At 63.1% G+C, this 24,840-nt stretch carries 25 protein-coding genes and 1 tRNA gene; 21 read left to right on the top strand and 5 right to left on the bottom strand.

Annotated elements, in window-relative coordinates:
• Positions 1 to 275 (top strand): hypothetical protein (locus tag E5X88_RS31275; RefSeq protein WP_292168031.1); only part of this gene is annotated, 275 nt, incomplete at its 5' end.
• Positions 276 to 1,219: 944 nt separating this feature from the next.
• Complete coding sequence (locus E5X88_RS31270) at positions 1,220 to 1,501, top strand: hypothetical protein (protein WP_292168029.1); 282 nt, start codon at positions 1,220 to 1,222, stop codon at positions 1,499 to 1,501.
• Between the two features lie 450 nt (positions 1,502 to 1,951).
• Here the strand turns inward: E5X88_RS31270 and E5X88_RS31265 are convergent, their stop codons facing one another.
• On the bottom strand, positions 1,952 to 2,788 hold the full coding sequence (locus tag E5X88_RS31265; protein ID WP_292168027.1) for a hypothetical protein: 837 nt from the start codon (positions 2,786 to 2,788) through the stop codon (positions 1,952 to 1,954).
• 117 nt (positions 2,789 to 2,905) lie between these two features.
• On the opposite strand from E5X88_RS31265, the gene E5X88_RS31260 reads away from it, so the two are divergent.
• The gene (locus E5X88_RS31260) at positions 2,906 to 3,928 is read left to right on the top strand and encodes a hypothetical protein (protein ID WP_366929980.1); all 1,023 of its coding nucleotides are present in this window, start codon (positions 2,906 to 2,908) and stop codon (positions 3,926 to 3,928) included.
• Between the two features lie 121 nt (positions 3,929 to 4,049).
• Here the strand turns inward: E5X88_RS31260 and E5X88_RS31255 are convergent.
• Positions 4,050 to 4,139: transfer RNA gene (locus tag E5X88_RS31255), tRNA-Ser, on the bottom strand.
• A gap of 325 nt (positions 4,140 to 4,464) precedes the next feature.
• On the opposite strand from E5X88_RS31255, the gene E5X88_RS31250 reads away from it, so the two are divergent.
• From E5X88_RS31250 to E5X88_RS31240, 3 genes are all read left to right on the top strand, one after another.
• The gene (locus tag E5X88_RS31250) at positions 4,465 to 5,157 is read left to right on the top strand and encodes a 50S ribosomal protein L21 (RefSeq protein ID WP_292168024.1); all 693 of its coding nucleotides are present in this window, start codon (positions 4,465 to 4,467) and stop codon (positions 5,155 to 5,157) included.
• 99 nt (positions 5,158 to 5,256) lie between these two features.
• Positions 5,257 to 5,526 carry a 50S ribosomal protein L27 gene (gene rpmA / locus E5X88_RS31245; RefSeq protein ID WP_145722825.1) on the top strand — a complete coding sequence of 90 codons (270 nt, stop codon included), beginning with the start codon at positions 5,257 to 5,259 and terminating at the stop codon, positions 5,524 to 5,526.
• 118 nt (positions 5,527 to 5,644) lie between these two features.
• Positions 5,645 to 6,232 (top strand): GNAT family protein, encoded by a 588-nt coding sequence (locus E5X88_RS31240; RefSeq protein WP_292168020.1) that lies wholly within the window; start codon positions 5,645 to 5,647, stop codon positions 6,230 to 6,232.
• Between the two features lie 124 nt (positions 6,233 to 6,356).
• Here E5X88_RS31240 and E5X88_RS31235 read toward each other — a convergent pair whose 3' ends face one another.
• On the bottom strand, positions 6,357 to 7,226 hold the full coding sequence (locus tag E5X88_RS31235) for an endonuclease/exonuclease/phosphatase family protein (RefSeq protein WP_292168018.1): 870 nt from the start codon (positions 7,224 to 7,226) through the stop codon (positions 6,357 to 6,359).
• A gap of 158 nt (positions 7,227 to 7,384) precedes the next feature.
• Here E5X88_RS31235 and obgE point away from each other — a divergent pair, with 158 nt between their 5' ends.
• The 5 genes from obgE to E5X88_RS31210 all read left to right on the top strand — a co-directional run bounded on the left by obgE (position 7,385) and on the right by E5X88_RS31210 (position 13,098).
• Positions 7,385 to 8,413 carry a GTPase ObgE gene (obgE, locus tag E5X88_RS31230; RefSeq protein WP_292168017.1) on the top strand — a complete coding sequence of 343 codons (1,029 nt, stop codon included), beginning with the start codon at positions 7,385 to 7,387 and terminating at the stop codon, positions 8,411 to 8,413.
• Positions 8,414 to 8,415: 2 nt separating this feature from the next.
• Positions 8,416 to 9,597, top strand: coding sequence for a glutamate 5-kinase (gene proB, locus E5X88_RS31225; RefSeq protein ID WP_292168015.1), 1,182 nt, complete (start codon positions 8,416 to 8,418; stop codon positions 9,595 to 9,597).
• Between the two features lie 3 nt (positions 9,598 to 9,600).
• The gene (locus E5X88_RS31220; protein ID WP_292168013.1) at positions 9,601 to 10,887 is read left to right on the top strand and encodes a glutamate-5-semialdehyde dehydrogenase; all 1,287 of its coding nucleotides are present in this window, start codon (positions 9,601 to 9,603) and stop codon (positions 10,885 to 10,887) included.
• Positions 10,888 to 11,137: 250 nt separating this feature from the next.
• Positions 11,138 to 11,725: a nicotinate-nucleotide adenylyltransferase gene (locus E5X88_RS31215; RefSeq protein ID WP_292168011.1), complete on the top strand. Its 588-nt coding sequence runs from the start codon at positions 11,138 to 11,140 to the stop codon at positions 11,723 to 11,725.
• A 74-nt stretch (positions 11,726 to 11,799) separates the two neighbouring features.
• Positions 11,800 to 13,098 (top strand): MFS transporter, encoded by a 1,299-nt coding sequence (locus E5X88_RS31210; RefSeq protein WP_292168009.1) that lies wholly within the window; start codon positions 11,800 to 11,802, stop codon positions 13,096 to 13,098.
• A 36-nt stretch (positions 13,099 to 13,134) separates the two neighbouring features.
• On the opposite strand, the gene E5X88_RS31205 is transcribed toward E5X88_RS31210, so the two are convergent.
• A complete protein-coding gene (locus tag E5X88_RS31205; RefSeq protein WP_292168007.1) occupies positions 13,135 to 13,992 on the bottom strand; it encodes a mechanosensitive ion channel family protein in 858 nt (285 codons plus the stop codon).
• 242 nt (positions 13,993 to 14,234) lie between these two features.
• On the opposite strand from E5X88_RS31205, the gene rsfS reads away from it, so the two are divergent.
• The 10 genes from rsfS (at position 14,235) to E5X88_RS31155 (ending at position 23,758) form a co-directional block, all read left to right on the top strand.
• A complete protein-coding gene (gene rsfS, locus E5X88_RS31200) occupies positions 14,235 to 14,612 on the top strand; it encodes a ribosome silencing factor (RefSeq protein ID WP_292168005.1) in 378 nt (125 codons plus the stop codon).
• Between the two features lie 108 nt (positions 14,613 to 14,720).
• On the top strand, positions 14,721 to 15,203 hold the full coding sequence (rlmH, locus tag E5X88_RS31195) for a 23S rRNA (pseudouridine(1915)-N(3))-methyltransferase RlmH (protein ID WP_292168004.1): 483 nt from the start codon (positions 14,721 to 14,723) through the stop codon (positions 15,201 to 15,203).
• 146 nt (positions 15,204 to 15,349) lie between these two features.
• Positions 15,350 to 16,717, top strand: a complete 1,368-nt coding sequence (locus tag E5X88_RS31190; protein ID WP_292168002.1) for a murein hydrolase activator EnvC — start codon at positions 15,350 to 15,352, stop codon at positions 16,715 to 16,717.
• 1 nt (position 16,718) lies between these two features.
• Positions 16,719 to 18,044 (top strand): S41 family peptidase, encoded by a 1,326-nt coding sequence (locus E5X88_RS31185; protein WP_292168000.1) that lies wholly within the window; start codon positions 16,719 to 16,721, stop codon positions 18,042 to 18,044.
• A gap of 205 nt (positions 18,045 to 18,249) precedes the next feature.
• Positions 18,250 to 19,464, top strand: a complete 1,215-nt coding sequence (locus E5X88_RS31180; protein WP_292167998.1) for a divergent polysaccharide deacetylase family protein — start codon at positions 18,250 to 18,252, stop codon at positions 19,462 to 19,464.
• 2 nt (positions 19,465 to 19,466) lie between these two features.
• Positions 19,467 to 19,988 carry an RNA pyrophosphohydrolase gene (locus E5X88_RS31175; RefSeq protein ID WP_292167996.1) on the top strand — a complete coding sequence of 174 codons (522 nt, stop codon included), beginning with the start codon at positions 19,467 to 19,469 and terminating at the stop codon, positions 19,986 to 19,988.
• Positions 19,989 to 20,077: 89 nt separating this feature from the next.
• Positions 20,078 to 21,229 carry an alanine racemase gene (alr, locus tag E5X88_RS31170; RefSeq protein WP_292167995.1) on the top strand — a complete coding sequence of 384 codons (1,152 nt, stop codon included), beginning with the start codon at positions 20,078 to 20,080 and terminating at the stop codon, positions 21,227 to 21,229.
• Positions 21,230 to 21,503: 274 nt separating this feature from the next.
• Complete coding sequence (gene rnk, locus E5X88_RS31165; protein ID WP_292167993.1) at positions 21,504 to 21,923, top strand: nucleoside diphosphate kinase regulator; 420 nt, start codon at positions 21,504 to 21,506, stop codon at positions 21,921 to 21,923.
• 14 nt (positions 21,924 to 21,937) lie between these two features.
• Entirely contained in the window at positions 21,938 to 22,480 is a 543-nt protein-coding gene (locus E5X88_RS31160) for a nucleoside-diphosphate kinase (protein ID WP_292167991.1), read from the top strand.
• A gap of 21 nt (positions 22,481 to 22,501) precedes the next feature.
• On the top strand, positions 22,502 to 23,758 hold the full coding sequence (locus E5X88_RS31155; protein WP_292167989.1) for a D-amino acid dehydrogenase: 1,257 nt from the start codon (positions 22,502 to 22,504) through the stop codon (positions 23,756 to 23,758).
• 137 nt (positions 23,759 to 23,895) lie between these two features.
• On the opposite strand, the gene E5X88_RS31150 is transcribed toward E5X88_RS31155, so the two are convergent.
• Positions 23,896 to 24,777, bottom strand: coding sequence for a LysR family transcriptional regulator (locus E5X88_RS31150; RefSeq protein WP_292167987.1), 882 nt, complete (start codon positions 24,775 to 24,777; stop codon positions 23,896 to 23,898).
• Positions 24,778 to 24,840 lie beyond the last annotated feature (63 nt).

Genomic DNA, 24,840 nt, shown 5'->3' with positions numbered 1-24,840 from the left:
TAGGACTTCCGACGTTCGCCCTCAGCCTACAAGGCGGCATTCACCGGAGGGATACGACACTGACGCCGGCCGGGAAAAGGTTTCTCGCCAAAACGTACAAGGCGAATCCTCGCCTTTTTGACGCCCAATACGCGTCAGAGGAGAGCGGCCTGAGGGTTGACGACAATGGCAAGCTAATGGATGAACCGCCATGTGAAGCCTGGTACGGCGACTACCTCAAGGGCGGATCATCACACCTAGGGTTTCAGCCTTTTGTAGAGATCACCCCGGAATAACGGCTGTCCGCGTGTGGAGAAATTAGAGCCCCTCAGGGCTCGTTTCCGCGTCCTGGGTCCCAGGGGCCGTGCTCGGCATTCCCGCCTCCCACAGCCCACCGCCCGGCTGATTTTGAGCCCATTTTGCGCCGACCCGTAGCTTAAGCATCTTCGATGTTCTGGGTGCTCTTGTAGTGAGGGTCTGTATCCATCGTCACATCGTGAAATGATATATTGAATCTTGATAAAACGAGCCCGATGGAACCGCCTTTCATTATCTTTGAGTCGCAAAGTAGAAGAGGTCCATTCCTCTTAGTGTCAAAGGAAACGCGCCCTCGCGGCCATTCCTCATATTCGAAGGTGTTCGAGATGACGCGTTCGAGGCGCGCCGTTTTGGATCGCCGCCACCTATTCCATGTGGTGTAGTGCCCGGTGCCATAGGTCATCATGTCACCGTATGGTTCCCCGTCGCTGACTGGGCAGGACGCCGCCAAAAGCCGAAGGTCGGCCTTCCATCTTACAAACCAGAAAATGCCGATCTGGCTAGCAAGGGAGTCGGGGTCATTCATTCGAACTGCTCATTGCCACGCGGGGTTTTCACGGGGGACCGACCAGGCAATCCCTGTACCAAGTTGCGGCGAGATCGCTCGCTCATATGTATACGTTTGAAGCGTCGGCGAATTTACACTTGGCGGAGAAAAAGATGGCGTGTGGTGAACGGGTCACGGCCTTCGGTGTGGCAAGACGCCTTCGCAAGCACTAAGCGACGTTCCTGCCCAATTCACGAGCTCGCGGACGCGGGGTTTCGCCCGGTGTAAGTTGTCTTCAATTCGCATCTTACTTCCCAGAGACTGACTGTTCTTTGGCCTAGAATGGGCACAGCGCACCCTCTGGCAAGGCGCCGTGTTCGCAGAGCATTCATCAACTCCCTATGGCCTCGGGAAGCCACCAGATGGGAGCAACGTATGTCAGAACATGTACACTCAGCGCAGCTTGGCGCCATGACAATCGACCAATTTTGTCGATGGGCCTCGATTGGACGAACGCTCGTCTACCGGGAGATCAACGCCGGTCGCCTTGGGTCTGTAAAGATCGGCAAACGCCGGCTCGTGCTGTGGTCGAGCGCTGTGGCTTGGCTTGCCGCTCTGGAAAGCGAAAGCAAGGCGAAGGGGATGGACCCACGGGTTTCGGCAGCCGGTTATCAGGGTCGAGCAAACGGACCATTATTAGAAGACAGCACCAACTGAATCGCCATCTCTCTCATCTTCTCTATCAATAACGAACTCTATGGCAAATGGCGGAATCCGCCTAATGGAAAGGTGCCCATGTCATCGTCAGATCACCCCATCAATGACCGAATAGCGGAGGCGAGGCGCGCACTCGAAAACTGGGCTAGCCAGATCGGTCGGAGGGTCGTGCAATGCGGCCCTAATCACTTGAAAGTTGGAGACGCGAACTTCTACCCGAGCACGGGAACCTTTTATGTTGACGGACAGCCGAGAGAGCCAGGCAAGGGCGTTGAGGAGTTCATCAAATTTCTGGAGAAGAAGACCGGTAAACGCCGGAACCCGGCGCATACCATTGACATCGAATTTTGAGCTCAGATTTCATTGCTTTACGCAAACCGGTCTGCCTTCTATGGCGCGGATGTCTGCGTTTTCCTGATCGAGCAGGAAAACGCAGACAAGCTGTAAGACCTAAAACAGCCTAGGTGTCGCAGAGGGAGTTGCCCGCTCCTTGCGGAGTTGGAATTGCCGATACCAATAGTCTGACCAGGTTTCCTCAAACGTCGAATTCCCATCCATAGCCCCGACTGGGTGGAACTCACCTCGAATGATGGCAAGCCGCTGAGCGCGGTCGGAAATTTGCAGAGAGCGGCCGGTTCGCTTGAACGGAATTATTCCTTGCGCAACGCCCCTTATCCCGAACCGACGGGCAAATTGATAATTCTCAACCCCCACGTCGCCTTGCCAACCAATCCTGGGGTCTATGCCCTTGGTTATGTAACGGAACCACGCCCACTGGCTGACAACGTTGGCGGATTTCCGAACGACCAGTTTCTTGTCGACCACTAGGCATTCGCGGTTGGTTGGGTCAGCTAGCTCAAGTGTTTGGGGAGTCCAAACCGCGGCTTTGCCTTGGGCGTTATCGGGTATGTGCAATTGAAGATGGGCGTGGAGCCGTGTGTTAGGTGGCCGCTCCCAAACGTAGACGTAAACACAGGGGACTTGTTGATAGTCGCACCAGGCGCGATAGCGTGCCAGAAACAGCCGAAAGGCGTTTTGGCTACGGGCGTCCGATCCGCCAAAGCTAATCGTAAGTTCGGCGTTCATCAGCCAACCGTACGAGTTGGCCAATTGCACAGCGTCGTAAAGCCGGAAGAATTCAGCGGCTGATATGTAGCGGCTGCCTTTGGACCTGATTGGCATGCCGCTGAATGGAATGTATAGGTTATCGGGGCCACCCCGCAGTTCCGCCCACTCGGCAGGCGGGGGACTGTCATTTAATTTGCTGGCCTTGGTTTTGGCTGACACGCCGGTCTCCTATATCTCACGCACCGAAGGCCGGTGCGTGAGATATAGGGTTCAGCCTGGGGGGTAGATAACCGACATCTGTGAATTTGTGCCTTAGAGCCGCGTATCCTTTTCGTCATGTGGCAAAAAGGATACGAAATGCTCCCTTACCAGCAGCCGGGCCTCCCCATTCCACCTCGCGACGTCCTTGAGCGCTTCGACGTTCACGAGCCCTTGGACACACGTTTCCAATCATGCGCGCGCTTGCTCCAAGCCGTTTGGCGTGAGCGAAAGGGCTTCGATGTCGGTAGTTATGCGCGAGCGGACGCAGTTCCCCGCGTACTCGGGAGCCGCCTCCACACCTCTGCTGCTAGAGCCGGCGTCAACTATCTCCGGCCCGACATCGCCAAACTGGTGCGCCGTGAAATGGCTTATCGTGAGCGCGGCGCCCTCATCGATGAAGCCAGAGCTTTGGAAAACCTACTCAGCAGTTCGGCGCTCGTCTTCAATCTGTTCGGCCCGATGAAGCTCGACTTGGCCTTGGCCAAAAAGGTTCTGAGAACGGCCTTTGGCGTCAAGGCCAAGCAGGTTGACGGGGTCTACTTCGAGACTTCGCCAGGGCGAGGGGACCAGGCGTACATCGGCGACTATACAGCCCTCGACGTGCTCATCGCGTACACCGGCGAAGATGGCAAATCCGGCTTCCTGGGTGTTGAGGTCAAATACTCGGAATGCCGACCCGGCACATCAACTCCGGTAAAGGATAGACACTTGGAGGTAGCGCGCCGGTCGAACCTCTTCATCGATCCGGACGACGGCTCACTTCACCAGGCCCCACTGCGCCAGTTCTTCGCTGAGCATACACTTTGTTACACGATGGTTCACGAGCGGCCTCACTTCGCGCGCGGAACGTTCGTAGTGGTATCCCCCTCGCTCAATCATGAGATGGCGGCAACCATAGAGGCCTACAAACGGCATTTGAGTCCGTCGGGCGCTGACGTGTTGCCGTTCGGCGTAGTCAGTCTTGAGGCGATGGTCGCCGCAATATTTGACGCTGGTGAGGCCGAGCTGGGACGCAGACTGGACGAGCGATACCTCGACTTCCGCCCGATTTTCGACTTGATAGAGGAATGGGAACCCCAATTCGACGGGTCGGTGTAAGAGTCCGATGTGCGGTCGGGAACAGTTCGGCCGCACATCACCACTAAATGGGGAACGCAGTGGGGAACGCCCCAACAGTTCAATAATTAACCAGCGATTTCCTATGTTTATCGGGCAGCTTTGGCGGAGAGGGAGGGATTCGAACCCCCGATGGGCTTGCACCCATGCCGCATTTCGAGTGCGGTGCATTCGACCACTCTGCCACCTCTCCGCGGTCATGGTCCGCCGTTGCCGGCGCGGCGCACTAGATAACGGCTGGACGGGCAGGTTACAAGGCCAAATCTATCCTCGATCCGGCTTCTTGTCAGGCTTGCTGCACAGCTCTCGATGTTGTCGCGCGTGGCCTGAAGTACGTTCGTGGCTTGCCCGCTGGCCGTTTGCCTTGACTTGCGCCGAACCTTCGGTTAGGGACAGCGCGCAATCGGCGTGGAGGGTTCTTCCGCGCCGCTTGTTTTTTGAACCCGCAGACTGACAAAAAGACGGCCGAACCGCCAGACGCGGTTCATCGAGGCCGACCGAACAGCGAAAGGCAAAAAATGTTCGCAGTCATCAAAACGGGCGGCAAGCAGTATCGCGTCGCCGCCAACGATCTCCTGAAGATCGAAAAAGTCGAAGGCCAGGTCGGCGATATCGTCGAGATCGGCCATGTGCTCGCGCATGGCGAGGGCGAGAATGTGACGTTTGGCGCGCCGTTCGTCGACGGCGCGATGGTCACCGCCGAAGTCGTCGAACAGGGCAAGAACCGCACGGTCATCGCCTTCAAGAAGCGCCGCCGGCAGAATTCGCGCCGCAAGATCGGCCATCGCCAGCTTTTGACCACCGTGCGGATCGCCGAGATCCTGCTGGGTGGCGCCAAGCCGGCGAAGAAGGCCGCCGCCAAGACCGAAGCGAAGGCCGAGGTTGCTGCAAAGACCGAGGCGAAGGCCGAGGCCGCTCCGAAGAAGGAAGCCAAGGCAGAGGCTGCACCGAAGAAGGAAGCCGAAGCCAAGGCAACCGAAACCGCCGCTCCACTGTTCAAGGCGCCGAAGGGCGAGCCGGACGATCTGACCGTGATCAAGGGCATCGGCCCGGTTGCGGCCGGCCAGTTGAACGAACAGGGCATCACGACCTTCGCCCAGATCGCCAAGCTGTCCGACAAGGATATCGCCAAGATCGACGAGCATATGCCGTTCAGCGCCGACCAGATCACGGACTGGCGCGAGCAGGCCAAGGAACTGGCGAAGAAGTAAAGCGAACCGGCGCGATCGTCGCCGGATCGGACTTGAAACGGAACGCGAACGCGTTCATAAGACCTTTTAGGCGCCCTCGCGGCGCATCGGAGTAGTTAGATGGCACACAAGAAAGCTGGCGGTTCGTCGCGCAATGGTCGCGACTCCCATTCCAAGCGGCTCGGCGTGAAGAAGTTCGGCGGCGAGGCCGTGATTCCGGGCAACATCATTATTCGTCAGCGCGGCACGCAATGGCATCCGGGCGTCAATGTCGGCATTGGCACGGATCACACGCTGTTTGCACTCGAAGCTGGCGCAGTGACCTTCAACAAAAAAGCCAATGGCCGAACCTACGTATCGGTGAACCCGATGACGAAGGCAGCGGAGTAGCCGGTTCCGTACGAGAACACCGGCACCCCATCTCGGGACCGGTGTCTGGCCAAGCCAGGAAAAGGATCAGGGGAGATGGGTTTCCATCTCCCCTTTTCTTTGTGCCTGGAGGACTGACATGGTTGCCGAAGCGGAAGACACAGACGGTGAAAGTTACGCGATAGATTGCCCGGTGCTCGCGACCGAGCGGCTGGTCCTGCGGGCGCCGCGCGAAAGCGATATCGAGCAACTGGTGACGCTCGCCGACAACCGCCATGTCGCCGAAATGCTGGCCCGCATGCCACACCCCTATGGCGAGGCCGAGGCACGCGCCTTCCTTGCGATGACGGCATCGCGCCGGGCCGGGATTGCCTATGCGTTGACGCTGGCCGGTACCGAAACCTTCGTCGGCTGCGCCGGCCTCAACACCACTGATCGCGGGCTCGAACTCGGCTACTGGATCGGCGAGCCCTACTGGAAGCGCGGCTATGCGACGGAGGCCGCGCACGCGCTGGTCGACCTCGCGTTCCAGAAGACGGCAATCCAGGTGCTGCATGCCTCGACGCGGGTCATCAATCCGGCTTCGCGCCGGGTCATCCACAAATGCGGCTTCCAGTACGCCGGCCAGGGCATGCTGAACTCGATCGTCGCCGGCCAGGTGCCCGTCGAGCGCTACCGTCTCGATCGCAAGACCTGGACGAGCCTGCGGAACTGGGTGCATTTTTAGCGCATGACCCCGAAAATCGGATTCGATTTTCGTTGGGGATCATGCGCAAAATCAAAGTGCTACAGCGTCCTTTGCGCGTCCAAAAGGGCGCGCGGCGCTGTAGTGTTGCCGGCCGCGGCGCCGATCAGGCCATCTCGACCCAGACCGGCACGTGGTCCGAGCCGACCGCTTGCCGGTCGACCCACAGGCGCTTCAGCGATTTGGCGAGCGAGGCACTGGTAAAGACATAGTCGATGCGCTTGTGGCGGCTGGCGTCGTCAGGCCGCTTGGGGTCGACCCAGGTGACGAGATCGGCGCCTGTGGCGGCAAGGCGCGTGGCGGCATCAATGGCAAGGTCGGCGGTCACAGGCATGCCGAATTCGTGATCCGGGCTGCCGGCGAGTTCGACATATTCCGGCGATCCGGCCAGCATGTTGAAGTCGCCCATGACGACGAAGGCTTCGGGACAAGGCAGGTCCGGCAGGCCGACCTCGGCGACGCCCGACAGCGCGCCGCCCTCGATCGCATAGTTCAGCAGGCGCCGGCGCAGAAACCGGATCTGGTTCAAGCGTTCGACCGGGCTGCGATGGTCGAGATGGGTGGAATAGAAGCGGATGAAACCAAGCGGCGTCTCGATCAGCGCCTCCAGCGCGCCGCGCTGGAAATTCATCACGTCGAAACTGCGGCTGCGCGGCAGGAGGAGATTGCGCGACAGATGAACGGGTGTTTTCGACAGCACCATGTTGCCGAGCTGGAAGGTGGTCGTGATGGCGCGGCCGTTTTCCAGGCGCGAGCCGACATTGGCCTCGAAATTGCTGCCGTAGACGGCAAAGTATTCGGGCAGCGCCTCGCCGAGCTCGGCCACCATGTCGCGGCCGCCATTGTTGGGATTGTTGCGGGAGACCTCCTGCAGCGCGATCACATCGGCGCCGCGCACGGCATCGGCGATGCGGCCGACATCGTAGCGGCCGTCGAGACCAATGCCGTAGTGGATGTTGTAGGTTGCAAGCTGCATTCCGACATGTCTCCGGATCTGGTGCGGCGAATCCGAAATTCGCATCTTTGCACGTCCAAAAGGGATGCACGACGCCGCAGTCGCAAAACGGCCTCGCCCTTTGCCCCACCTTGGTTTAGAGCAGTCCCCCAAAGCCATAGCAGAAACTCAACAATCCGATGAAATTTCTCGATCAAGCCAAGGTTTACATCCGTTCCGGCGACGGCGGCGCCGGTTCGGTGTCGTTCCGGCGCGAAAAGTTCATCGAGTTCGGCGGTCCCGACGGCGGCGACGGCGGTCGCGGCGGCGATGTCTGGGTGGAGGCGGTCGACGGGCTGAACACGCTGATCGACTATCGATATCAGCAGCATTTCAAGGCCAAGACCGGCACGCACGGCATGGGCCGCAACATGACTGGCGCCAAGGGCGCCGACGTGACGCTGAAAGTGCCGGTGGGAACGCAGGTCTTCGCCGAGGACAACGAGACGCTTATCTGCGACCTTACCGTGGTCGGCCAACGTTTCCTTTTGGCCAAGGGCGGCAATGGCGGCTTCGGCAATCAGCATTTCAAGACTTCGACCAACCAGGCGCCGCGCCGTGCCAATCCGGGCCTGCCGGGCGAAGAGCTCAACATCTGGCTCAGGCTCAAACTGATCGCCGATGCCGGCCTGGTCGGCCTGCCCAATGCCGGCAAGTCGACTTTTCTGGCCGCCGTGACCGCAGCCAAGCCGAAGATCGCCGATTATCCCTTCACCACGCTGCATCCGGGCCTCGGTGTGGCCCGCATCGACGGGCGCGAGTTCGTCATCGCCGATATTCCAGGCCTGATCGAAGGCGCGCATGAAGGGGTTGGCATCGGCGACCGTTTCCTCGGCCATGTCGAACGCACGCGTGTCCTTCTGCACCTCGTCTCCGCGCAAGAGGAAAATCCGGGGAAAGCCTACAAGACGGTGCGCGCCGAACTCGACGCCTATGGCCAAGGGCTGATCGAGAAGGTCGAGATCGTTGCGCTTTCCCAGGTCGACATTCTCGATGCCGATCAGCGCAAGAAGAAGGTGGCCTCGCTGAAACGCGCCGCCGGCCGCGCGCCGATGCTTTTGTCCGCCGTCACCGGCGAGGGAGTCGAGGCGGTTCTGCGCGCGCTGATGACGGTTGTGGCCGAGGCACGCGAAGCTGTCGCCACTCCGGTCGAGACGCGCTGGAGATAGCAATGGCCGCGCAGTCGCTGAGAAAATACCGGCGCATCACCGTCAAGATCGGCTCGGCGCTGCTTGTCGACCGCACGACGGGCCTGAAGCGCGACTGGCTGGCCTCGCTTGCCGACGACATCGCTGTACTGGCCGACGGCGGCGCTGAAATCCTTGTCGTGTCCTCCGGCGCCATTGCGCTTGGCCGCACCATTCTCGGCCTGGGAAAAAGGGCGCTGAAGCTCGAGGACAGCCAGGCGGCGGCCGCCGTCGGGCAGATCGCGCTGGCCGGCGCCTGGTCGGATGCGCTTGGCAAGGGCGGCCTGAAATCGGGCCAGATCCTGCTGACGCTCGGCGACACCGAAGAGCGCCGCCGCTATCTCAATGCACGCGCGACGATCTCGACTCTGCTGAAGATGAAGGCGGTGCCGGTCATCAATGAGAACGACACGGTGGCGACCTCCGAAATCCGCTATGGCGACAACGACCGGCTGGCGGCCCGCGTCGCCACCATGATGGGCGCCGACCTGCTGGTGCTGCTCTCCGACATTGACGGGCTCTACACGGCGCCGCCGGCGCGCGATCCGCAAGCCCGGTTCATTCCGGTCGTCGACCGTATCACCCCAGACATCGAGGCGATGGCGGGCGCGGCCGCTTCGGAGCTTTCACGCGGCGGCATGCGCACCAAGCTGGACGCCGGCAAGATCGCCACCGCCGCCGGCACCGCCATGATCATAACATCAGGCACGAGACTGTCGCCGCTGATGGCGATCGAGCGTGGCGAGCGGGCAACTTTCTTCCGGCCGAGCGCCAATCCGGTCAAAGGCTACAAGACGTGGATCGCCGGGCAGCTCGAACCAGCCGGCCGGCTGACCGTCGACGCCGGCGCCATCAACGCGCTGCTGTCAGGCAAGTCGCTGCTGCCGGCCGGCGTCAAGCTGGTCAGTGGCAATTTCTCGCGCGGCGACACGGTGGCGATCCTGTCGCCCGAGGGTCGCGAGGTCGCGCGCGGACTTGTTGCCTATGATGCCGCCGATGCCGTAAGGATCGCTGGCTTGAAGACTGCCGAGATCGAAACGGTGCTTGGCTACGAAGCGCGGTCGGCAATGATCCACCGCGACGACCTTGTGGTGAGCCATGCCAGTGACCAAGTACGGGCCGGTGACCAAGTACGGGCCGGTGACCAGGTAACCAGCGGAGGATGAGCCATGCTGAAGCTGCATGAAAAATCCCGGGAAGACACCGCGGCAACGATGGCCGATATTGGCCGCCGCGCTCGTGCCGCCGCCCGACCGCTGGCCATCGCCACGACCGCCATCAAGAACGCGGCGCTGGTCGCCATGGCAGAGGCGATTATCGCTCGAGAACAGGATATTCTCGACGCCAATGCCGTCGACATCTCGAATGGCGAGGAATCAGGGCTTTCCGCCTCCTTCATGGACAGGCTGAAGCTCAATCCCGCCCGCATCCGGGCCATGGCCGACGGCATCCGCGAAATCGCCGAACTGCGCGATCCGGTCGGCGACGTTATCGCTGAGTGGGACCGGCCGAACGGCTTGCACATCGAGCGGGTGCGCACGCCGCTCGGCGTCATCGGCGTCATCTACGAGAGCCGGCCGAACGTGACGGCCGATGCAGGCGCACTCTGCCTCAAGGCCGGCAATCCGGTGATCCTGCGCGGCGGCTCGGATTCGCTCAATTCGTCGGCCGCGATCCATGCCTGCCTGGTCGAGGGGCTGAAGACGGCCAATCTGCCTGAGGATGCCATCCAGCTGGTGCCGACCGCCGACCGCGCCGCCGTCGGCGAGATGCTGAAAGGGCTTTCCGGCAATATCGACGTGATCATTCCGCGCGGCGGCAAGAATCTGGTCGAACGCGTCCAGAACGAGGCGCGGGTGCCGGTCTTCGCTCATCTCGAAGGCATCTGCCATCTCTATATCGACCGCTCGGCTGACCTCGACATGGCGGTCAGGATCGCGGTCAACGCCAAGATGCGGCGCACCGGCGTCTGCGGCGCGGCCGAGACGCTGCTGGTCGACCGCGCTGTTGCCGCCACCCATCTCGCGCCGATCCTCGAAGCATTGCGCGCGGCAGGATGCACAATCCACGCCGACGCCGAGGTGCTGAAGGTGTTTGCCGACGCCCAGCCTGCGACCGATGCCGACTGGGTGACCGAATATCTCGATGCCGTCATCGCGGTGAAGCTCGTCGATGGTGTTGCCGATGCGATCGAGCATATCGAGACGTTCTCCTCGCACCACACCGAGGCGATCATCGCCGAGGATGCGAGTGCCGTCGAAAAATTCTTCAACGAGATCGATTCGGCGATCCTTCTGCACAATGCCTCGACCCAATTCGCGGATGGCGGCGAATTCGGCATGGGCGCCGAGATCGGCATCGCCACCGGCAAAATGCATGCGCGCGGCCCGGTCGGCGTCGAGCAACTGACCTCGTTCAAGTACCGCGTGCGCGGGGCGGGACAGGTGAGGCCTTGAAGTCTTTCGTCCAAAGAGCCTGAAGCTTTGCGCCCAGCCACCCCCCTCTGTCCTGCCGGACATCTCCCCCGCAAGGGGGGAGATCGGATGTCGCATGGACTTTCGCCAATCTCCGGCATCGCAGTAAGGGCGCCAAGGACGAAGCCGCCGATCTCCCCCCTTGCGGGGGAGATGTCCGGCAGGACAGAGGGGGGTGCTTAACACGATGCTATCCCCTTCCGAACATCCCGTCCCCCCTCGCTATCTTCACATGCCGCATGCCGAAAAGGGCTTGGCCGTCGGCCTGTTCGGCGGCTCGTTCAATCCGGCCCATGCCGGTCATGCGCTGGTCGCGGAGATCGCACTCAGACGGCTGGCGCTCGATCAGTTGTGGTGGATGGTGACGCCGGGCAATCCGCTCAAGAGCGCGCGGGAACTGGCGCCGCTGGCCGAGCGGCTGCGCCTGTCGGAGCGGATCGCCAGGAACCCGAAGGTCAAGGTCACTGCCTTCGAGGCGGCCCATCATGTCCGCTTCACCGCCGACACGCTGGCGCTGGTCAAGGCGCGCAATCCCGGCGTCGACTTCGTCTGGATCATGGGCGCCGATTCCTTGCGCGATTTCCACCACTGGCAGCGCTGGCGCCAGATCGTGATGACATTTCCGATCGCGGTGATTGACCGCCCGGGTGCTACGCTGTCGTTCCTGTCGTCGGTCGTTGCCAAGACCTTCGATTACGCGCGCGTCGACGAGGGCGACGCGCCGCGGCTCGCCCGCATGAAAGCGCCGGCCTGGACCTTCATCCACGGGCCGCGCTCGTCGCTGTCGTCGAGTGCGATCCGCAAGATGGCGAACGGCTGAGCCTGCGCGGACCTGCCCGCCCATGTCGCATTTGCGGCGGCTTTTCTCCGATCCGTGGGCGATCCTGTGCAGGCATGACGATTCTCGAGCGAAATCAGACAAAACGCGACCCAGGGCAGCGCAGCCCGTCGCCGCCGGCGATCGCGATCGCCAGCCTCGTGCTGTCGATGGCGCTGGTCGCAGTCGGCAACGGGCTGATGTTCGCCTACATTCCGGTCCGGCTCGGCGCCGAGGGTTTCGATCCGACCTGGGCAGGACTGATCGTCACAGGCCTTTCGGCCGGCGGCCTGGCAGGCTGCATCCTGACCGGACCGCTGGTACGGCGCGTCGGCCATGCTCGCGCGTTCATGGTGCTGTCGGCGTTGATCGTGCTGTCCAACGCCGCCGTCGGGGCCGGCCCGCACCCGCTGTCTTGGATCGCTGCACGCGCACTCTATGGCTTTGCCATATGCGGCCTGTTCATCGTCGCGCAGAGCTGGCTGAACGACGTCGTCGCCAACGCCATACGCGGCAGGGTCATGGCCTTCTTCTATGTCGCCTATGTCGCCGGGCTCGGCGTCGGCTACTCCACACTGGCGCTGATCGACATAAGGGCTGCGGACGCGCCGCTGATCGGCATCGCCTTCACCGCGCTGTCGATCCTGCCCGTGGGACTGACGCGGCTCGCCCAGCCGCCGCCGCCGCAGGCGGCGTCGGTCGCGCTTGGCCGGGCCTGGCGGATTTCGCCGGTGGGCGTCGCCGGCATGGTTGCCGTTGGCGGCCTGTCGATGACGATTTCGGGCTTCGCGCCGATCCATGCCACGGCCAAGGGCTACAGCCAGGCGGATGTGGCGCTGCTGCTGTCGGCGATGCCGGTCGGCACGTTGATCCTGCAGATCCCGCTCGGCTGGATTTCCGACCGCACCGACCGGCGCTTTGTGCTGGTCGCCGCCTCGGCGCTTGCCCTGGCGGCGGGCCTGTTCGCCCTCGGCTTCGACGGTGGCGCGCTGGAGGCGCTGGTCGTCATCTATGTGGTCTGGGACGGCGCGTCGGAATCGATCTATTCGCTGGCCAGCGCACATGCCGCCGACCGCTCAGGCAAGGACGACATGGTGGCGTTATCCAGTTCGCTTCTGTTTGCTTGGTCGCTGTCCGGCTTCATCGTGCCCGGCATCGTGACCGGGCTTTCCGCCGTCTATGGAACACAGGCCTTCATCTATGTTGCCATCGTCATTGCCGCTGTTTTTTGCCTGTTCGTGCTGTGGCGTGTGGTGGCGATGTCGCCCGTTCCCGCCGCCGAGACCGGCAATTTCGCGCCGATGACGGCGCAGGCGCCGCTGCCGGTCGATCTTGCCTTTCCGTCGGAAGAGCAGCGCGGGCGCACCGACGATTAGAGCGCCGCCCATCCAATTGGACGACATCTCCTTTTGCTATTGCCTTGTGTCGGACGGTTCCGGCCGTGACGTTTCCGGCGGCGGCGCGGGAATCGAAATGCCTTCGCTGTCGAACGCCTGCTTGGCGCGTTTGGTGAGATCGATCTGGGTGGCGAAGAAATCCGCAGCCGAGGTCCAGTAGCGCAATGTGATGGCGACGTTGCTGTCGCCGACGGTCGCCACAAATGCAATCGGCGCCGGCTCCCGCCTGATGCGTCGCTCGGTGGCGGCGACGCCAAGCATGGTCTTTTGCGCGAGATCGATATCATTCCACGAGCCGATGGTCAGCGTGATGTCGCCGCGGCGGGCACCGTTACGCGTAAAGTTGCGGACAGGTTGGTTCCACAGCGTCGAATTGGGGGCGAGGATGTAGACGCCGTCAACCGTTCTCAGCGTGGTGGCGAACAGCCCGATTTCCTCGATGGTCCCGGCGATGGCGCCGACCTCGACATGTTCGCCGATGCGGAATGGCCGCAGCGCCAGCAGCATGATACCGGCGGCGATGTTCTGCAGCGTACCCTGCAGTGCGAGGCCGATGGCCAGGCCGATGGCGCCGATGGCGGCAATGATCGAGGCCGTCTGCACGCCGAACTGGCCGAGCACCATGATGACGACGAGGATCAGGATGGCGTAGCGGGCGATCCTCGAGAAGAAGTGGCGCAGCGTCACGTCGAAGCCATGGATATGGCCGAGGCCGGCATAGATCGAGCGCTGGGCGAGGCCGGCGACGATATAGCCGACGACCAGCAGGATGACGGCACCGACGGCCGAGAACGAGTAGGAGACGATCAGGGTACTGAGCTGCGCAAGGCCGGACTGCACGGTGAGAAGAGCGTTCTGAGGGTCGCTAGGCATGAGGGAGATCCAATGGGGTCGCTGAGCTGATAACCATGCGAAGTGCGAAGAGTTCCGATTTTTCTCCGGCGGCGGAACCGGGCGACGGGGCCGGTCATTCGGCGATAGCAAGGGCTGCCGTCTTGAAACTGCAACGCAACTCTGCCTATCTAAGGGTGTCACCTGCTTTAAAGGGTGATTTGGTTGTTCTTGCTGCGAAAGGAAATACACTGAGAACAGCACTACGGAAGAAGGCCGATATCGTGCCTTCGCCGGCCGGGATCAGCGTAAATGACGCCGTGTCCCGCGCCATCAAGACAGTCCTTGCCAGTCTGGAAGACTCCAAGGCGGAAAACATCGTCTCAATCGACATTCAGGGAAAATCGAGCCTCGGTGACTATATGGTCATCGCGTCCGGCCGATCGCACCGTCATGTCTCGGCTGTTGCCGATCATCTCCTCAAGGCGCTCAAGGATGCCGGCCTCGGCACGGCGCGCGTCGAGGGGCTGGCTGGCGCCGACTGGGTCCTGATCGATTCAGGCGACGTTATCGTCCATGTCTTCCGTCCCGAAGTCCGCGACTTCTACAATCTCGAAAAGATGTGGCAAGCGCCGGACCTCGAGGAAGAGACCCTGCACTGAGCCGAATTGTTTTGATGCATGTCGTAGTCTCAAAACCGTGACCACTCCGGGTCAGGTTCGAGGGCAGGTTTCTTTGGCGACATGCATTAGCGGCTCTTTGAGGTAGGGATGAAGATTACCGTTCATGCCGTGGGCCGAATGAAAACCGGCCCCGAGAAGCAGCTCGCGGACCGCTATTTCGAGCGCTTCGCCAAGAGCGGCCCGGCAATCGGGCTCGAATTCGCCGGCATTGCCGAGACTGCAGAGGGTCGCGCCCAGAGCGCCAGCGAGCGCCGGCGCGAGGAAGGCCAGAAACTGCAGACGCATTTGCAGCCGGGCACCGCGCTGATGCTGCTCGACGAGCGCGGCAAGAACCTCTCCTCCGAGGAATTCGCAGGCCGTATCGGTCTTTGGCGCGACGGCGGGCGCAAGGCGCTGGTTATCGCCATCGGTGGCGCTGACGGCCACGACCAGCCGCTGCGCGATCAGGCCGATCTGATGGTGTCGTTCGGCGCGCTGACATGGCCGCACCAGTTGGTCCGTGTCATGTTGGGCGAGCAGCTATACCGGGCGGCCACGATACTGTCCGGCCATCCCTATCATCGCTCGTGAGTCCTTGCAGGTTCCAACCGAAACCGGTGGATTGGCGCGAACCGCCCGGATTTTCGCCTCAATGCGTTACGAGATTGCTTGCGGTCGGCGGGCTCTCGAACATGGTTGATTGTTCGTTAACGAAGCCACGCATAGAGTCGGCTTCAATGTCTGAAGGTTGGAAATCGCGAACGGGCTTTTGGCGCGCACGCTGCGGCTTGGCAGCGGCGGCGCTCGTGCTGTCGCTCGGTGTCGCGCGGGGGCAGGACAGGCTCGACATGGCGCCTGACCCGGACCAGAGCCGTGCCGAATACGAACGGGTATCGAAGGAGATCACGCTGTCGTCGGAGCGGCTGGCCAAGCTCGCCGCCGATATGGCGACGGTCAAAAAGGACCATGCCTCGATCACCGCGGCGCTGATCCAGTCGGCGATGACCGAGCAGAAGCTCGGCCAGGACATCGAGGATATTGGCGCCAGGCTGGAAGGGCTGAAGGGCGAGGAGCAGAAAATCCGCGCTTCGCTTGCCGCCAGACGCGACGTTCTGGCGGAGGTGCTGGCTGCGCTGCAGCGCATGGGGCTCAATCCGCCGCCGGCCATCCTGGTCAAGCCGGAGGACGCGCTGTCGTCGGTGCGCAGCGCCATCCTGCTCGGCGCGGTGGTGCCGGAACTGCGTCAGCAGACCGCCATATTGCTGGCGGATCTCAAGGAGCAGTCGCGGGTGACGGCCTCGATCGAGGCGGAGCGGGCGCGGCTGACGGCGGCGGTCAGTGAGCAGACGGCGGAAAAGAAGCGGCTCAGCATGCTGCTCGAAGCCAAGCAGAAGCTCGAGGCCGAGACGGAAGCGGCGCTGGCCGCGGAAAAGCAGCGATCCGCAGCACTTGCTGCCAAGGCCGGCAGCCTGAAGGAATTGATCGCCTCGCTCGAGGCCGACAAGGTCCGCAAGGCAGCGGACGCGGCGAAGGCAGCCGAGCAGAAGACCGCGGACGCCGACAAGGTACCGGCACAGGACGGGGCCCCGGCACAGGACAAGGCCTCGGCACAGACGGAACTGGCGGCCCTGCCGGTGCCGGAAGCCAACCGGCTCACCGCCGCCGCGCCGTTTTCGGCACTTCAGGGGCAGATCGCGCTGCCGGTCATCGGCAAGATCAAGCGGCGGTTCGGGGCCAACAACGGTAACGGCGCAGTGATGCTCGGCGACATGGTTGCGACACAATCGGGAGCCATCGTCACCGCGCCGGCGGACGGAAATGTGCTTTATGCGGGACCTTTTCGCTCCTATGGTCAACTCTTGATCCTGAACGCGGGTGACGGCTATCATGTCGTTCTGGCGGGGATGAGCAGAATCAGCGTCGCGTCTGGTCAGTCGGTGCTCGCAGGAGAGCCGATCGGCGCGATGGGAGAGGCCCGGGTGGCTAGCACCTCGGCATCGAAGAATGGAAATGCCACGCCGGAACTCTATGTTGAGTTCCGCAAGGATGGAAAACCCGTCGATCCGGCCCCATGGTGGGCGGACCGTTTTTCTGGAAGGACGTGAGATGATGCGGAAATTGTCGCTTCTGTTTGCCGGTGCGCTGATGGGCGCATCCGCGATGAGCCTGGTCTATGGTGCGCCCGGCTCGACGGCGAACGCTGCGGGCTCCGAGACCTACAAGCAGCTGGCGATCTTCGGTGATATCTTCGAGCGGGTGCGGGCGCAATATGTGACGCCGCCCGACGACAAGTCGCTGGTCGAAAACGCCATCAACGGCATGCTTACCTCGCTCGACCCGCACTCCTCGTACATGAACGCCGAAGAGGCGCAGGACATGCGCGTGCAGACCAAGGGCGAGTTCGGCGGCCTCGGCATCGAGGTCACCATGGAGAACGACCTGGTCAAGGTGATCACGCCAATCGACGATACGCCGGCCGCCAAGGCGGGTGTGCTTGCCGGCGACTATATTGCCAAGATCGACGGCGAGGAGGTCCGCGGCCTGAGTCTCAACGACGCGGTCGAGAAGATGCGCGGGCTGGTGAACACGCCGATCAAGCTCACTATCCTGCGCGAAGGCGCCGACAAGCCAATCGAGCTGACGGTGGTGCGCGCCATCATCAAGGTCAAGGCGGTCAAGATCCGGGTCGATGACGACATCGGCTACATGAAGATCACCTCCTTCACCGAAAAGACCCTTGACGACCTCGAGAGCGCCATCGACACCATCAAGAAGCAGGTGCCGAACGACAAGCTCAAGGGCTATGTGCTCGATCTGCGCCTCAATCCGGGCGGGTTGCTCGACCAGGCGGTGAGCGTCTCCGACGCCTTCCTCAACCGCGGCGAGATCGTCTCGACGCGCGGCCGCGATCCGAAGGATGTCACCCGCTTCGACGCACGGCCCGGCGACGACATCGACGGCAAGCCGCTGGTCGTGCTCGTCAATGGCGGTTCGGCCAGTGCGTCCGAAATCGTCGCCGGCGCGCTGCAGGATCTGCGTCGCGCCACGGTGGTCGGTACGCAGTCCTTCGGCAAGGGGTCGGTGCAGACCATCGTCCCGCTCGGCGAGAACGGTGCGCTGCGCCTGACGACGGCGCTCTATTACACGCCGTCCGGCAAGTCGATCCAGGGCAAGGGCATCACGCCCGACATCAAGGTCGACCAGCCGTTGCCGCCGGAACTGCAGGGCAGGGACCTGACGCGCGGTGAGTCGGACCTCAAGGGCCACATCAAGGGCACCGACGAGGGGGACACCGGTTCGGGCTCGGCAGCCTATGTGCCGCCGGAGCCGAAGGACGACCTGCAGCTCATCTTTGCCGAGCAGCTGTTGCGCGGCGAGAAGACCGATCCGGCGTTCCCGCCGAATCCGGACAAAGCGGTCTTGAACCAGTAAGCCGATCGGCCGGGCAAACAGGTCTGGCCGCCTGATCAAAGCGATGCGATGCTGCCGGGGCCGCGAGGTTCCGGCAGTTTGATTCGGGGGAGCCGCGGCTGGGGTGCCGTGCGTCCCCAGGGACGTGCCAACAGTTTTGGATTGCGCATGAATCTTTGCGAAAAGTGGTCGCACTTTTCAGCCGTGATGCGCCCGGGGATGCGGCTTGGCTGATATCGGCAAGGACATCGAACGCCCGCTCGGACAGGCCGTCCGGCCGCCGCGCGCGGCCCGCAGGATCAGCGCCGGTGCGGTAGCGGCCACTCTCCTGGTGCTGGCCGTGATCGGTGTCTCCGGCGCGATCGCGTTGCGCGAAAAGCCGTTTCGAAAGCCGGAAGAAGTCGCCGTTTCGACGCCGAAGGTGACGGCGGTGGTCGAACCCGCAGCGCCGGCCACTGAGCCGGCACCGAAGGCGGAAGCCGCGCCCAACACAAGCGAGTCCAAGACGGGCGAGTCCAACACAAGCGAGTCCAAGGCAAGTGGGCCGCAGATCATCCATATGCCAACCGAAGAGGGCGGTGGTCCGCCCAGGGCGGCCATCGTCATCCACGACCCTTCGACGATCGGCCAGAACCTGAGGATCGCACACATTCCCGACAGGGCGCTGGTCGAGACCAGCGAGACCGGCCCGTTGCCGGTTCGCGCCGCCGACGGCCGACGGCCGTTCGATGTCTATGCGCGGCCGTGGTCCGGCGCGCGCGGCGCGCGCGTGGCGATCGTCATCGGCGGGCTTGCCGTGTCGCAGACCGGCACACAGGCGGCCATCGCCAAGCTGCCGGCCGAAGTGACGCTGGGCTTCGCGCCGCAGGGCAACAGCATTGGCCGCTGGATGCAGGCGGCGCGGCAGAGAGGCCATGAGATCGTCATGCAGGTGCCGCTCGAACCGTTCGACTATCCGAACGTCAACCCCGGCCGCAACACATTGACGGTCGCGGCGACGCCGGACGAGAATTTGAAGAACTTACGCTGGGCGCTATCGCGGACGACCAACTACACCGGCATCATGAACTATATGGGCGCGCGTTTTTCGGCAGATGCGGCAGCGATGGGGCCGCTGATGGGCGAGCTCGGGAGGCGCGGCCTGGCCTATGTCGACGACGGTTCGTCGGCGCGCAGCCTCGCGTCCGACCTGGCGCTCAAGGACGGCGTGCCCTTCGTTGCCGGCGACACGTCGATCGACGCCGTACAGGACCGCGGCGCCATATTGAAGAAGCTGGACGAGCTGGAGGCCACCGCGCGGGCGAAGGGCTTTGCCGTCGGCATCGGCTCGGCCTTCGACCTGACGGTCGACACCGTGTCGTCCTGGGTGATCGAGGCCAAGAAGCGCGGTGTCGAGATCGTGCCGATCTCGGCGGTGGCGACGGATCCGGAAAAAGGTTGAGCATGGCGAAGAAAAAACCGGTCGATCCCGAAACGCTGCCTTACCGCCCCTGCGTCGGGCTGATGATCCTCAACGCAGACGGGTTGGTCTGGGTCGGGCATCGCATTGCCGAGCCGGACAGCGAATTCGCCGGCGCGACCCAGCTCTGGCAGATGCCGCAGGGCGGTATCGACAAGGGCGAAGAGCCGCTGCAGGCGGCGGAGCGGGAGCTGTATGAAGAGACCGGCATGCGCTCGGTCTCGCTTCTGGCCGAAGCGCCGTACTGGATCAATTACGACCTGCCGGCCGACCTGGTCGGCGTCGCCTTCAAGGGCAGGTACCGCGGCCAGACGCAAAAATGGTTTGCCTTCCGCTTTCACGGCGACACGAGCGAGATCGAGATCAATCCGCCGCCGGGCGGCCATACCGCCGAGTTCGACAAATGGGCCTGGCGACCGATGCAGGAATTGCCCGATCTGATCGTGCCGTTCAAACGTCAGGTCTACGAGGACGTGGTTGCGGCGTTCCGGCATCTGGTTGCGTAGCCTGGTGCAAGCAGCGGTCGCACCGATCACGGTTGCCGCGCCAGCGCCGTGGCCCTATTGATGGCCAATCACTGAAGAAGGGGGTCGGTATGAACGACGCCTCCAAAAAATCTCTTTCTGAAAGGGTCGCCGCCAGGGGCGCGCTGATCAGCGAAGCGGCGGCCGGCGCCATATTGACCGTCGATCTCGGCGCCGTCCGTGAAAATTACCGGCGGCTCAAGGCGCGACTGGGCGGCGTCAACTGCGCGGGTGTCGTCAAGGCCGATGGCTACGGGCTCGGCGGGGCCCAGGTGGCGGCGGCGCTGGCCGCCGAAGGCTGCGCCATTTTTTTCGTCGCGCATCTGGCCGAGGGTGTCTTGCTGCGCCAGGCGCTCGGCTCACGGCCGGCGATCTATGTGCTGAACGGCCTTCACCCGGGCGCGGAAGACGAAGCCGTCGAAGCGGAACTGGGCGCGGTCATAAACAGCGCCGGCCAACTCGCCGCCTGGCGCGCGGCGGCGTTGCGGGCCGGCCGCAAGCTCAAGGCTGCAATCCAGGTCGACAGCGGCATGTCGCGGCTCGGCATGGCGGCGGCGGAAGTGGGAGCCGTCACCGCCGATCCGCAGGCTTTCGACGGTATCGACGTCACCTTCGTGATGAGCCATCTGGCTCGCGCCGACGAGCCCGAGCATCCGGCCAACGAGCAGCAGCGGCTGGAATTCGAGCGGCTGCGTGAGATGCTGCCGAAGGCGCCGGCCTCGCTTGCCAATTCCTCCGGCATCTTTCTTGGGCAGCCCTTTCATTACGATCTCGCCCGTCCCGGTGCGGCGCTCTACGGCATCAATCCGACGCCGGCCGAACCGAACCCGATGCTGCCGGTGGTACGGCTGCGAGCAAAGGTCATCCAGACGCGCAGCCTCGATGAGGGAGCCGGTGTCGGCTATGGCCATGTTTTTCAGGTGACCGACCCGCTGGTCGCCGCAACGATCTCGCTTGGCTATGCCGATGGCTGGCATCGACGCGCTGCCTCGGCCGCCTGGTTCGAAAACGTGCGACTGCCCTTCCTCGGCCGCGTGTCGATGGACTCGATCGTTCTCGACATTTCGGCGCTGCCGCCAGACAGGCTGAAGGCAGGCGATCTCGTCGAACTGATCGGGCCGTCGCAGACGGTGGACCAGGCGGCGGGCCATGCCGGCACCATCGGCTACGAAATCCTGACCAGCCTCGGACACCGCTTTCACCGGCGCTATGTCGGCGGTTGAGCCGTTTCGCCGCGCTTGACAAGCGAGGGCTTCTCGGCAACGCTTCGTGCATGAGCAACCTCGCCCATATCAGAACCTGTTTCAGGGTCTGCCCGATCGCGGGAGCGTAGCCCCGGCGCGGCCGCCTTTGGCGACCGTCTGAACCGGGGCATCTACACATCTGACATCATCATCGAGCCGGGCAGGTCCTCGCATCTGTCGGCTTCTCATCAAGCTGCCGTTGACGCGGTGGCAGCGTGCATTCGTTCGATGCGCCAATTTCATGAGGTTTGCCATGCAACATGAAACAAAGCTGCGTCCGCAAGGCCTGCTTCTGGTCAGTGACGCGGATCATGACAGGCTGACCGGTCTGGCGAGAGCTTTTATCGACCGCGCGCCGGTCACGGCCGAAGAGCTGCTCATGGAAATGGATCGGGCCACAATTACAGCGGCTGCGGCAATGCCGGCCGACGTGGTGCGGATGGGCTCGGCGGTGACCATCCGCAGCGATGGCGGGAGCATGCAGCACATCACGTTGGTCTATCCCGGCGATGCCGACATTGCTGAAAACAAGATATCGGTGCTGACGCCGCTGGGAACGGCGCTCATCGGCGCGGCCGTCGGCCAGGCGATAAGCTGGAAGAGCCGCGACGGTAGGGAATTGTCGGTGACCATCGACGCTGTCGAAGCGTCGCCATCCGGCCAACGGCCTTGATCGCGGAGGCGGTGATGACAAGCATGAACTGTCGCCTGACAACCAAGGATTTCTCGGTGCTCGAACTGATGCTGGCACGTCGGCGGGCATTCGCCGACCCGATCGTGCCGATGCTTGAACGCAAGCTTTCGCAAGCCGACATTATTCCGATCGGTTCGGTTGGTCCCGATGTCGTAACGCTGAACAGCAGGGTGGTCTTCCATGTTGATGCCGGGCCAGCGGAGACGCGAACCCTGGTGGAGAGCGAGATACGTGGGCCGGTCGGCTCCAGCTTGCCACTCACCACCAGACGCGGACTTTGCATGCTTGGCATGGCGGAGGGGCAGACTGCGCTGGTCGAGCAGTCGGACGGCAGACGGGAATTGATCCTGATCGGCAGCGTGCTTTACCAGCCCGAGGCTGCGCGGCGAGCGGCAGTGGAAAAGCATCTGATGGCCGCGCAGCGGCCGCATAAGCTTACCCTTGTCTACAGTGCCGTAGCCGACGGCACGCCTCTTGGCGAAATGGGTAAAATCCGGCAGACAGAAGATGACGATCCAAGTCCCTCGGCTGCGTGATCGACCTTTAAGGAGCGGGTGATGAAGATCTTCGTGCTGGGCAGCGGCGTCATTGGGGTCACCACCGCTTATTATCTTGCCGAGGCCGGCCATGAAGTGACGGTGATCGACCGCCAGAAGGGCCCGGCGCTGGAAACCAGCTTTGCCAATGCCGGCGAGATCTCGCCCGGTTACGCCTCGCCCTGGGCCGGTCCCGGCGTTCCGCTGAAGGCGATCAAATGGCTGTTGATGAAGCATGGTCCGCTGGCGGTGCGGCCGACTCTCGATCCGCATATGTGGATATGGCTGGTCAAGATGCTGCGCAACTGCACGGCTGAGCGCTATGCGGTGAACAAGGCGCGCATGGTGCCTTTGGCCGAATACAGCCGCGAGATGCTGAAGGCGCTGCGCGAGGCGACCGACATTGCCTATGACGAGCGTACCAAGGGGACGCTGCAGCTGTTTCGCACGCAACAGCAGCTCGACGGCACAGCCGGCGATGTCGAGGTGCTGAAGACATATGGCGTTCCTTACGAGATCCTCGATCCCGACGGCTGCATCGCGGCCGAGCCGGGGCTGGCGGGGGTACGCGAGAAATTCGTCGGCGGCCTGCGGCTGCCGGGCGACGAAACCGGCGACTGCAAGATGTTCACCGACCGTCTGGCCGAACTCTGCGTGGCGCGCGGCGTCACCTTCGAATACGATATGTCGATCAGGCGCATCATCCGTAAGCGCAATCGTATCGCCTACATCAATACGAACAAGGGTTGGAAGGCTGCCGACGCCTATGTGATGGCGTTGGGCAGCTATTCGGCCAAGTTCATGCGCATGCTGAAACGGTCCATCCCGGTCTACCCGGTCAAGGGCTATTCGATCACCGTGCCGATCAAGGATGCTGCCGCAGCACCGGTGTCGACGGTGATGGACGAGACCTACAAGGTGGCGATCACCAGGCTCGGCAACCGCATCCGGGTCGGTGGCACGGCGGAGATTTCCGGCTTCGACCTGAGGCTGCATGAATCGCGACGCCGCACGCTCGAACATTCGGTCGACGACCTTTTTCCAGGCAGCGGCGACATGCGGTCGGCGACGTTCTGGTGCGGGCTGCGGCCGATGACACCGGACGGGCCGCCATTGATCGGCCGCACCGAGTACTCCAACCTCTATCTCAACACCGGCCATGGCACGCTTGGCTGGACCATGGCCTGCGGCTCGGCCAAGGTCCTGGCCGACATCATCTCCAGCCGGGTCCCGGACATCAATGTCCGCGACCTCGGGCCGGAGCGATATGTCAGGTAGGATCAGAGGCTTCCTTTACCCAGGCCCTGCGTTTGGGCGCGGTGAGGAACTTGCCGCGCGACTTGGGATCAAGCTCCAACACACTTCTCGGAAACTGCGCAGTGGTTTTGAGATTCAAGCGCGTCGGATGAATACCGTCACGTGAACAATCCCCGTTCCCGTTCCACCGCCTTGGTGATGAAGCTCGCGACGATCTGGACACGGCGCAGCGGCCTGACCGATTCGTGATAGACCAGCCAGTAGGCGCGGCGGATGGGCGCCACGATGTCGACAGCCACCAGTTCCGGCATCGAACGGGCGACGAAGGTGTGCAGGATGCCGATGCCGGCGCCGGAGCGCACCGCTTCGGCCTGGCCGAGTGCCGAGGAGATGGCAAAGGCGGTGCGCCAGTCGGCGCTGAATTCGGCCGCATAGTCGAGCGAGGGGCTGACGATCAGGTCCGGCACGTAGCCGATGAGCGTGTGCCGGCCAAGCTCGGCGGCCGTCTCAGGCAGGCCGTGCGCCTCGGCATAGGCACGGGAGGCGAAAAGGCCGAGCGTGTAGTCGACCAGCTTTCCCGCCACCAGCCTGCCTTCCGTCGGCCGCTCGACGGTGATGGCGATGTCGGCCTCGCGCCTGGACAGCGAGAAGGAACGCGGCACCGGCACCAACTGGATGGTGAGTTCGCGGTGAAGCGCCGTCAGCGCGCCGAGGCGCTTGGCCAGGAAGGCGACGCCGAAACCATCGGGCGCGCCGATGCGCACGGTGCCGGAGACATCGTCACCCTCACCCGCCACGGTCGAGCGCGCGGCGATCATGTCGCCTTCCATGCGCTCGGCGATGTCAAGGAAGCGCTCGCCGGCAGGCGTCAGCTCGCTGCCGGTGGTCAGCCGGCGAAAGAGTTTCGTGCGCAGCGCATCCTCGAGCGCGGCGACGCGGCGCGAGACGGTGGCGTGGTTAAGCTCCAGCCGCTTGGCCGCGCCGAGGATCTGACCGGCACGCGCCACCGCCAGAAAGATGCGGACGTCATCCCAGTTCATGGGGATGGTCCGTTTCAGTAACGAGCGCCGCGTTCCCGCCCACCCCCCTCTGTCCTGCCGGAC

The sequence above is a fragment of the Mesorhizobium sp. genome (genome assembly GCF_004962245.1).
Lineage (GTDB): Bacteria > Pseudomonadota > Alphaproteobacteria > Rhizobiales > Rhizobiaceae > Mesorhizobium.
This window is presented reverse-complemented; position numbering and strand designations above follow the sequence as displayed.

Coding starts and splice junctions, on each gene's coding strand:
- E5X88_RS31270 (WP_292168029.1), top strand. CDS start 1,220: ATGTCAGAACATGTACACTCAGCGCAGCTTGGCGCCATGACAATCGAC.
- E5X88_RS31260 (WP_366929980.1), top strand. CDS start 2,906: ATGTGGCAAAAAGGATACGAAATGCTCCCTTACCAGCAGCCGGGCCTC.
- E5X88_RS31250 (WP_292168024.1), top strand. CDS start 4,465: ATGTTCGCAGTCATCAAAACGGGCGGCAAGCAGTATCGCGTCGCCGCC.
- rpmA (WP_145722825.1), top strand. CDS start 5,257: ATGGCACACAAGAAAGCTGGCGGTTCGTCGCGCAATGGTCGCGACTCC.
- E5X88_RS31240 (WP_292168020.1), top strand. CDS start 5,645: ATGGTTGCCGAAGCGGAAGACACAGACGGTGAAAGTTACGCGATAGAT.
- E5X88_RS31235 (WP_292168018.1), bottom strand. CDS start 7,226: ATGCAGCTTGCAACCTACAACATCCACTACGGCATTGGTCTCGACGGC.
- obgE (WP_292168017.1), top strand. CDS start 7,385: ATGAAATTTCTCGATCAAGCCAAGGTTTACATCCGTTCCGGCGACGGC.
- proB (WP_292168015.1), top strand. CDS start 8,416: ATGGCCGCGCAGTCGCTGAGAAAATACCGGCGCATCACCGTCAAGATC.
- E5X88_RS31220 (WP_292168013.1), top strand. CDS start 9,601: ATGCTGAAGCTGCATGAAAAATCCCGGGAAGACACCGCGGCAACGATG.
- E5X88_RS31215 (WP_292168011.1), top strand. CDS start 11,138: ATGCCGCATGCCGAAAAGGGCTTGGCCGTCGGCCTGTTCGGCGGCTCG.
- E5X88_RS31210 (WP_292168009.1), top strand. CDS start 11,800: ATGACGATTCTCGAGCGAAATCAGACAAAACGCGACCCAGGGCAGCGC.
- E5X88_RS31205 (WP_292168007.1), bottom strand. CDS start 13,992: ATGCCTAGCGACCCTCAGAACGCTCTTCTCACCGTGCAGTCCGGCCTT.
- rlmH (WP_292168004.1), top strand. CDS start 14,721: ATGAAGATTACCGTTCATGCCGTGGGCCGAATGAAAACCGGCCCCGAG.
- E5X88_RS31190 (WP_292168002.1), top strand. CDS start 15,350: ATGTCTGAAGGTTGGAAATCGCGAACGGGCTTTTGGCGCGCACGCTGC.
- E5X88_RS31185 (WP_292168000.1), top strand. CDS start 16,719: ATGATGCGGAAATTGTCGCTTCTGTTTGCCGGTGCGCTGATGGGCGCA.
- E5X88_RS31175 (WP_292167996.1), top strand. CDS start 19,467: ATGGCGAAGAAAAAACCGGTCGATCCCGAAACGCTGCCTTACCGCCCC.
- alr (WP_292167995.1), top strand. CDS start 20,078: ATGAACGACGCCTCCAAAAAATCTCTTTCTGAAAGGGTCGCCGCCAGG.
- rnk (WP_292167993.1), top strand. CDS start 21,504: ATGCAACATGAAACAAAGCTGCGTCCGCAAGGCCTGCTTCTGGTCAGT.
- E5X88_RS31160 (WP_292167991.1), top strand. CDS start 21,938: ATGACAAGCATGAACTGTCGCCTGACAACCAAGGATTTCTCGGTGCTC.
- E5X88_RS31155 (WP_292167989.1), top strand. CDS start 22,502: ATGAAGATCTTCGTGCTGGGCAGCGGCGTCATTGGGGTCACCACCGCT.
- E5X88_RS31150 (WP_292167987.1), bottom strand. CDS start 24,777: ATGAACTGGGATGACGTCCGCATCTTTCTGGCGGTGGCGCGTGCCGGT.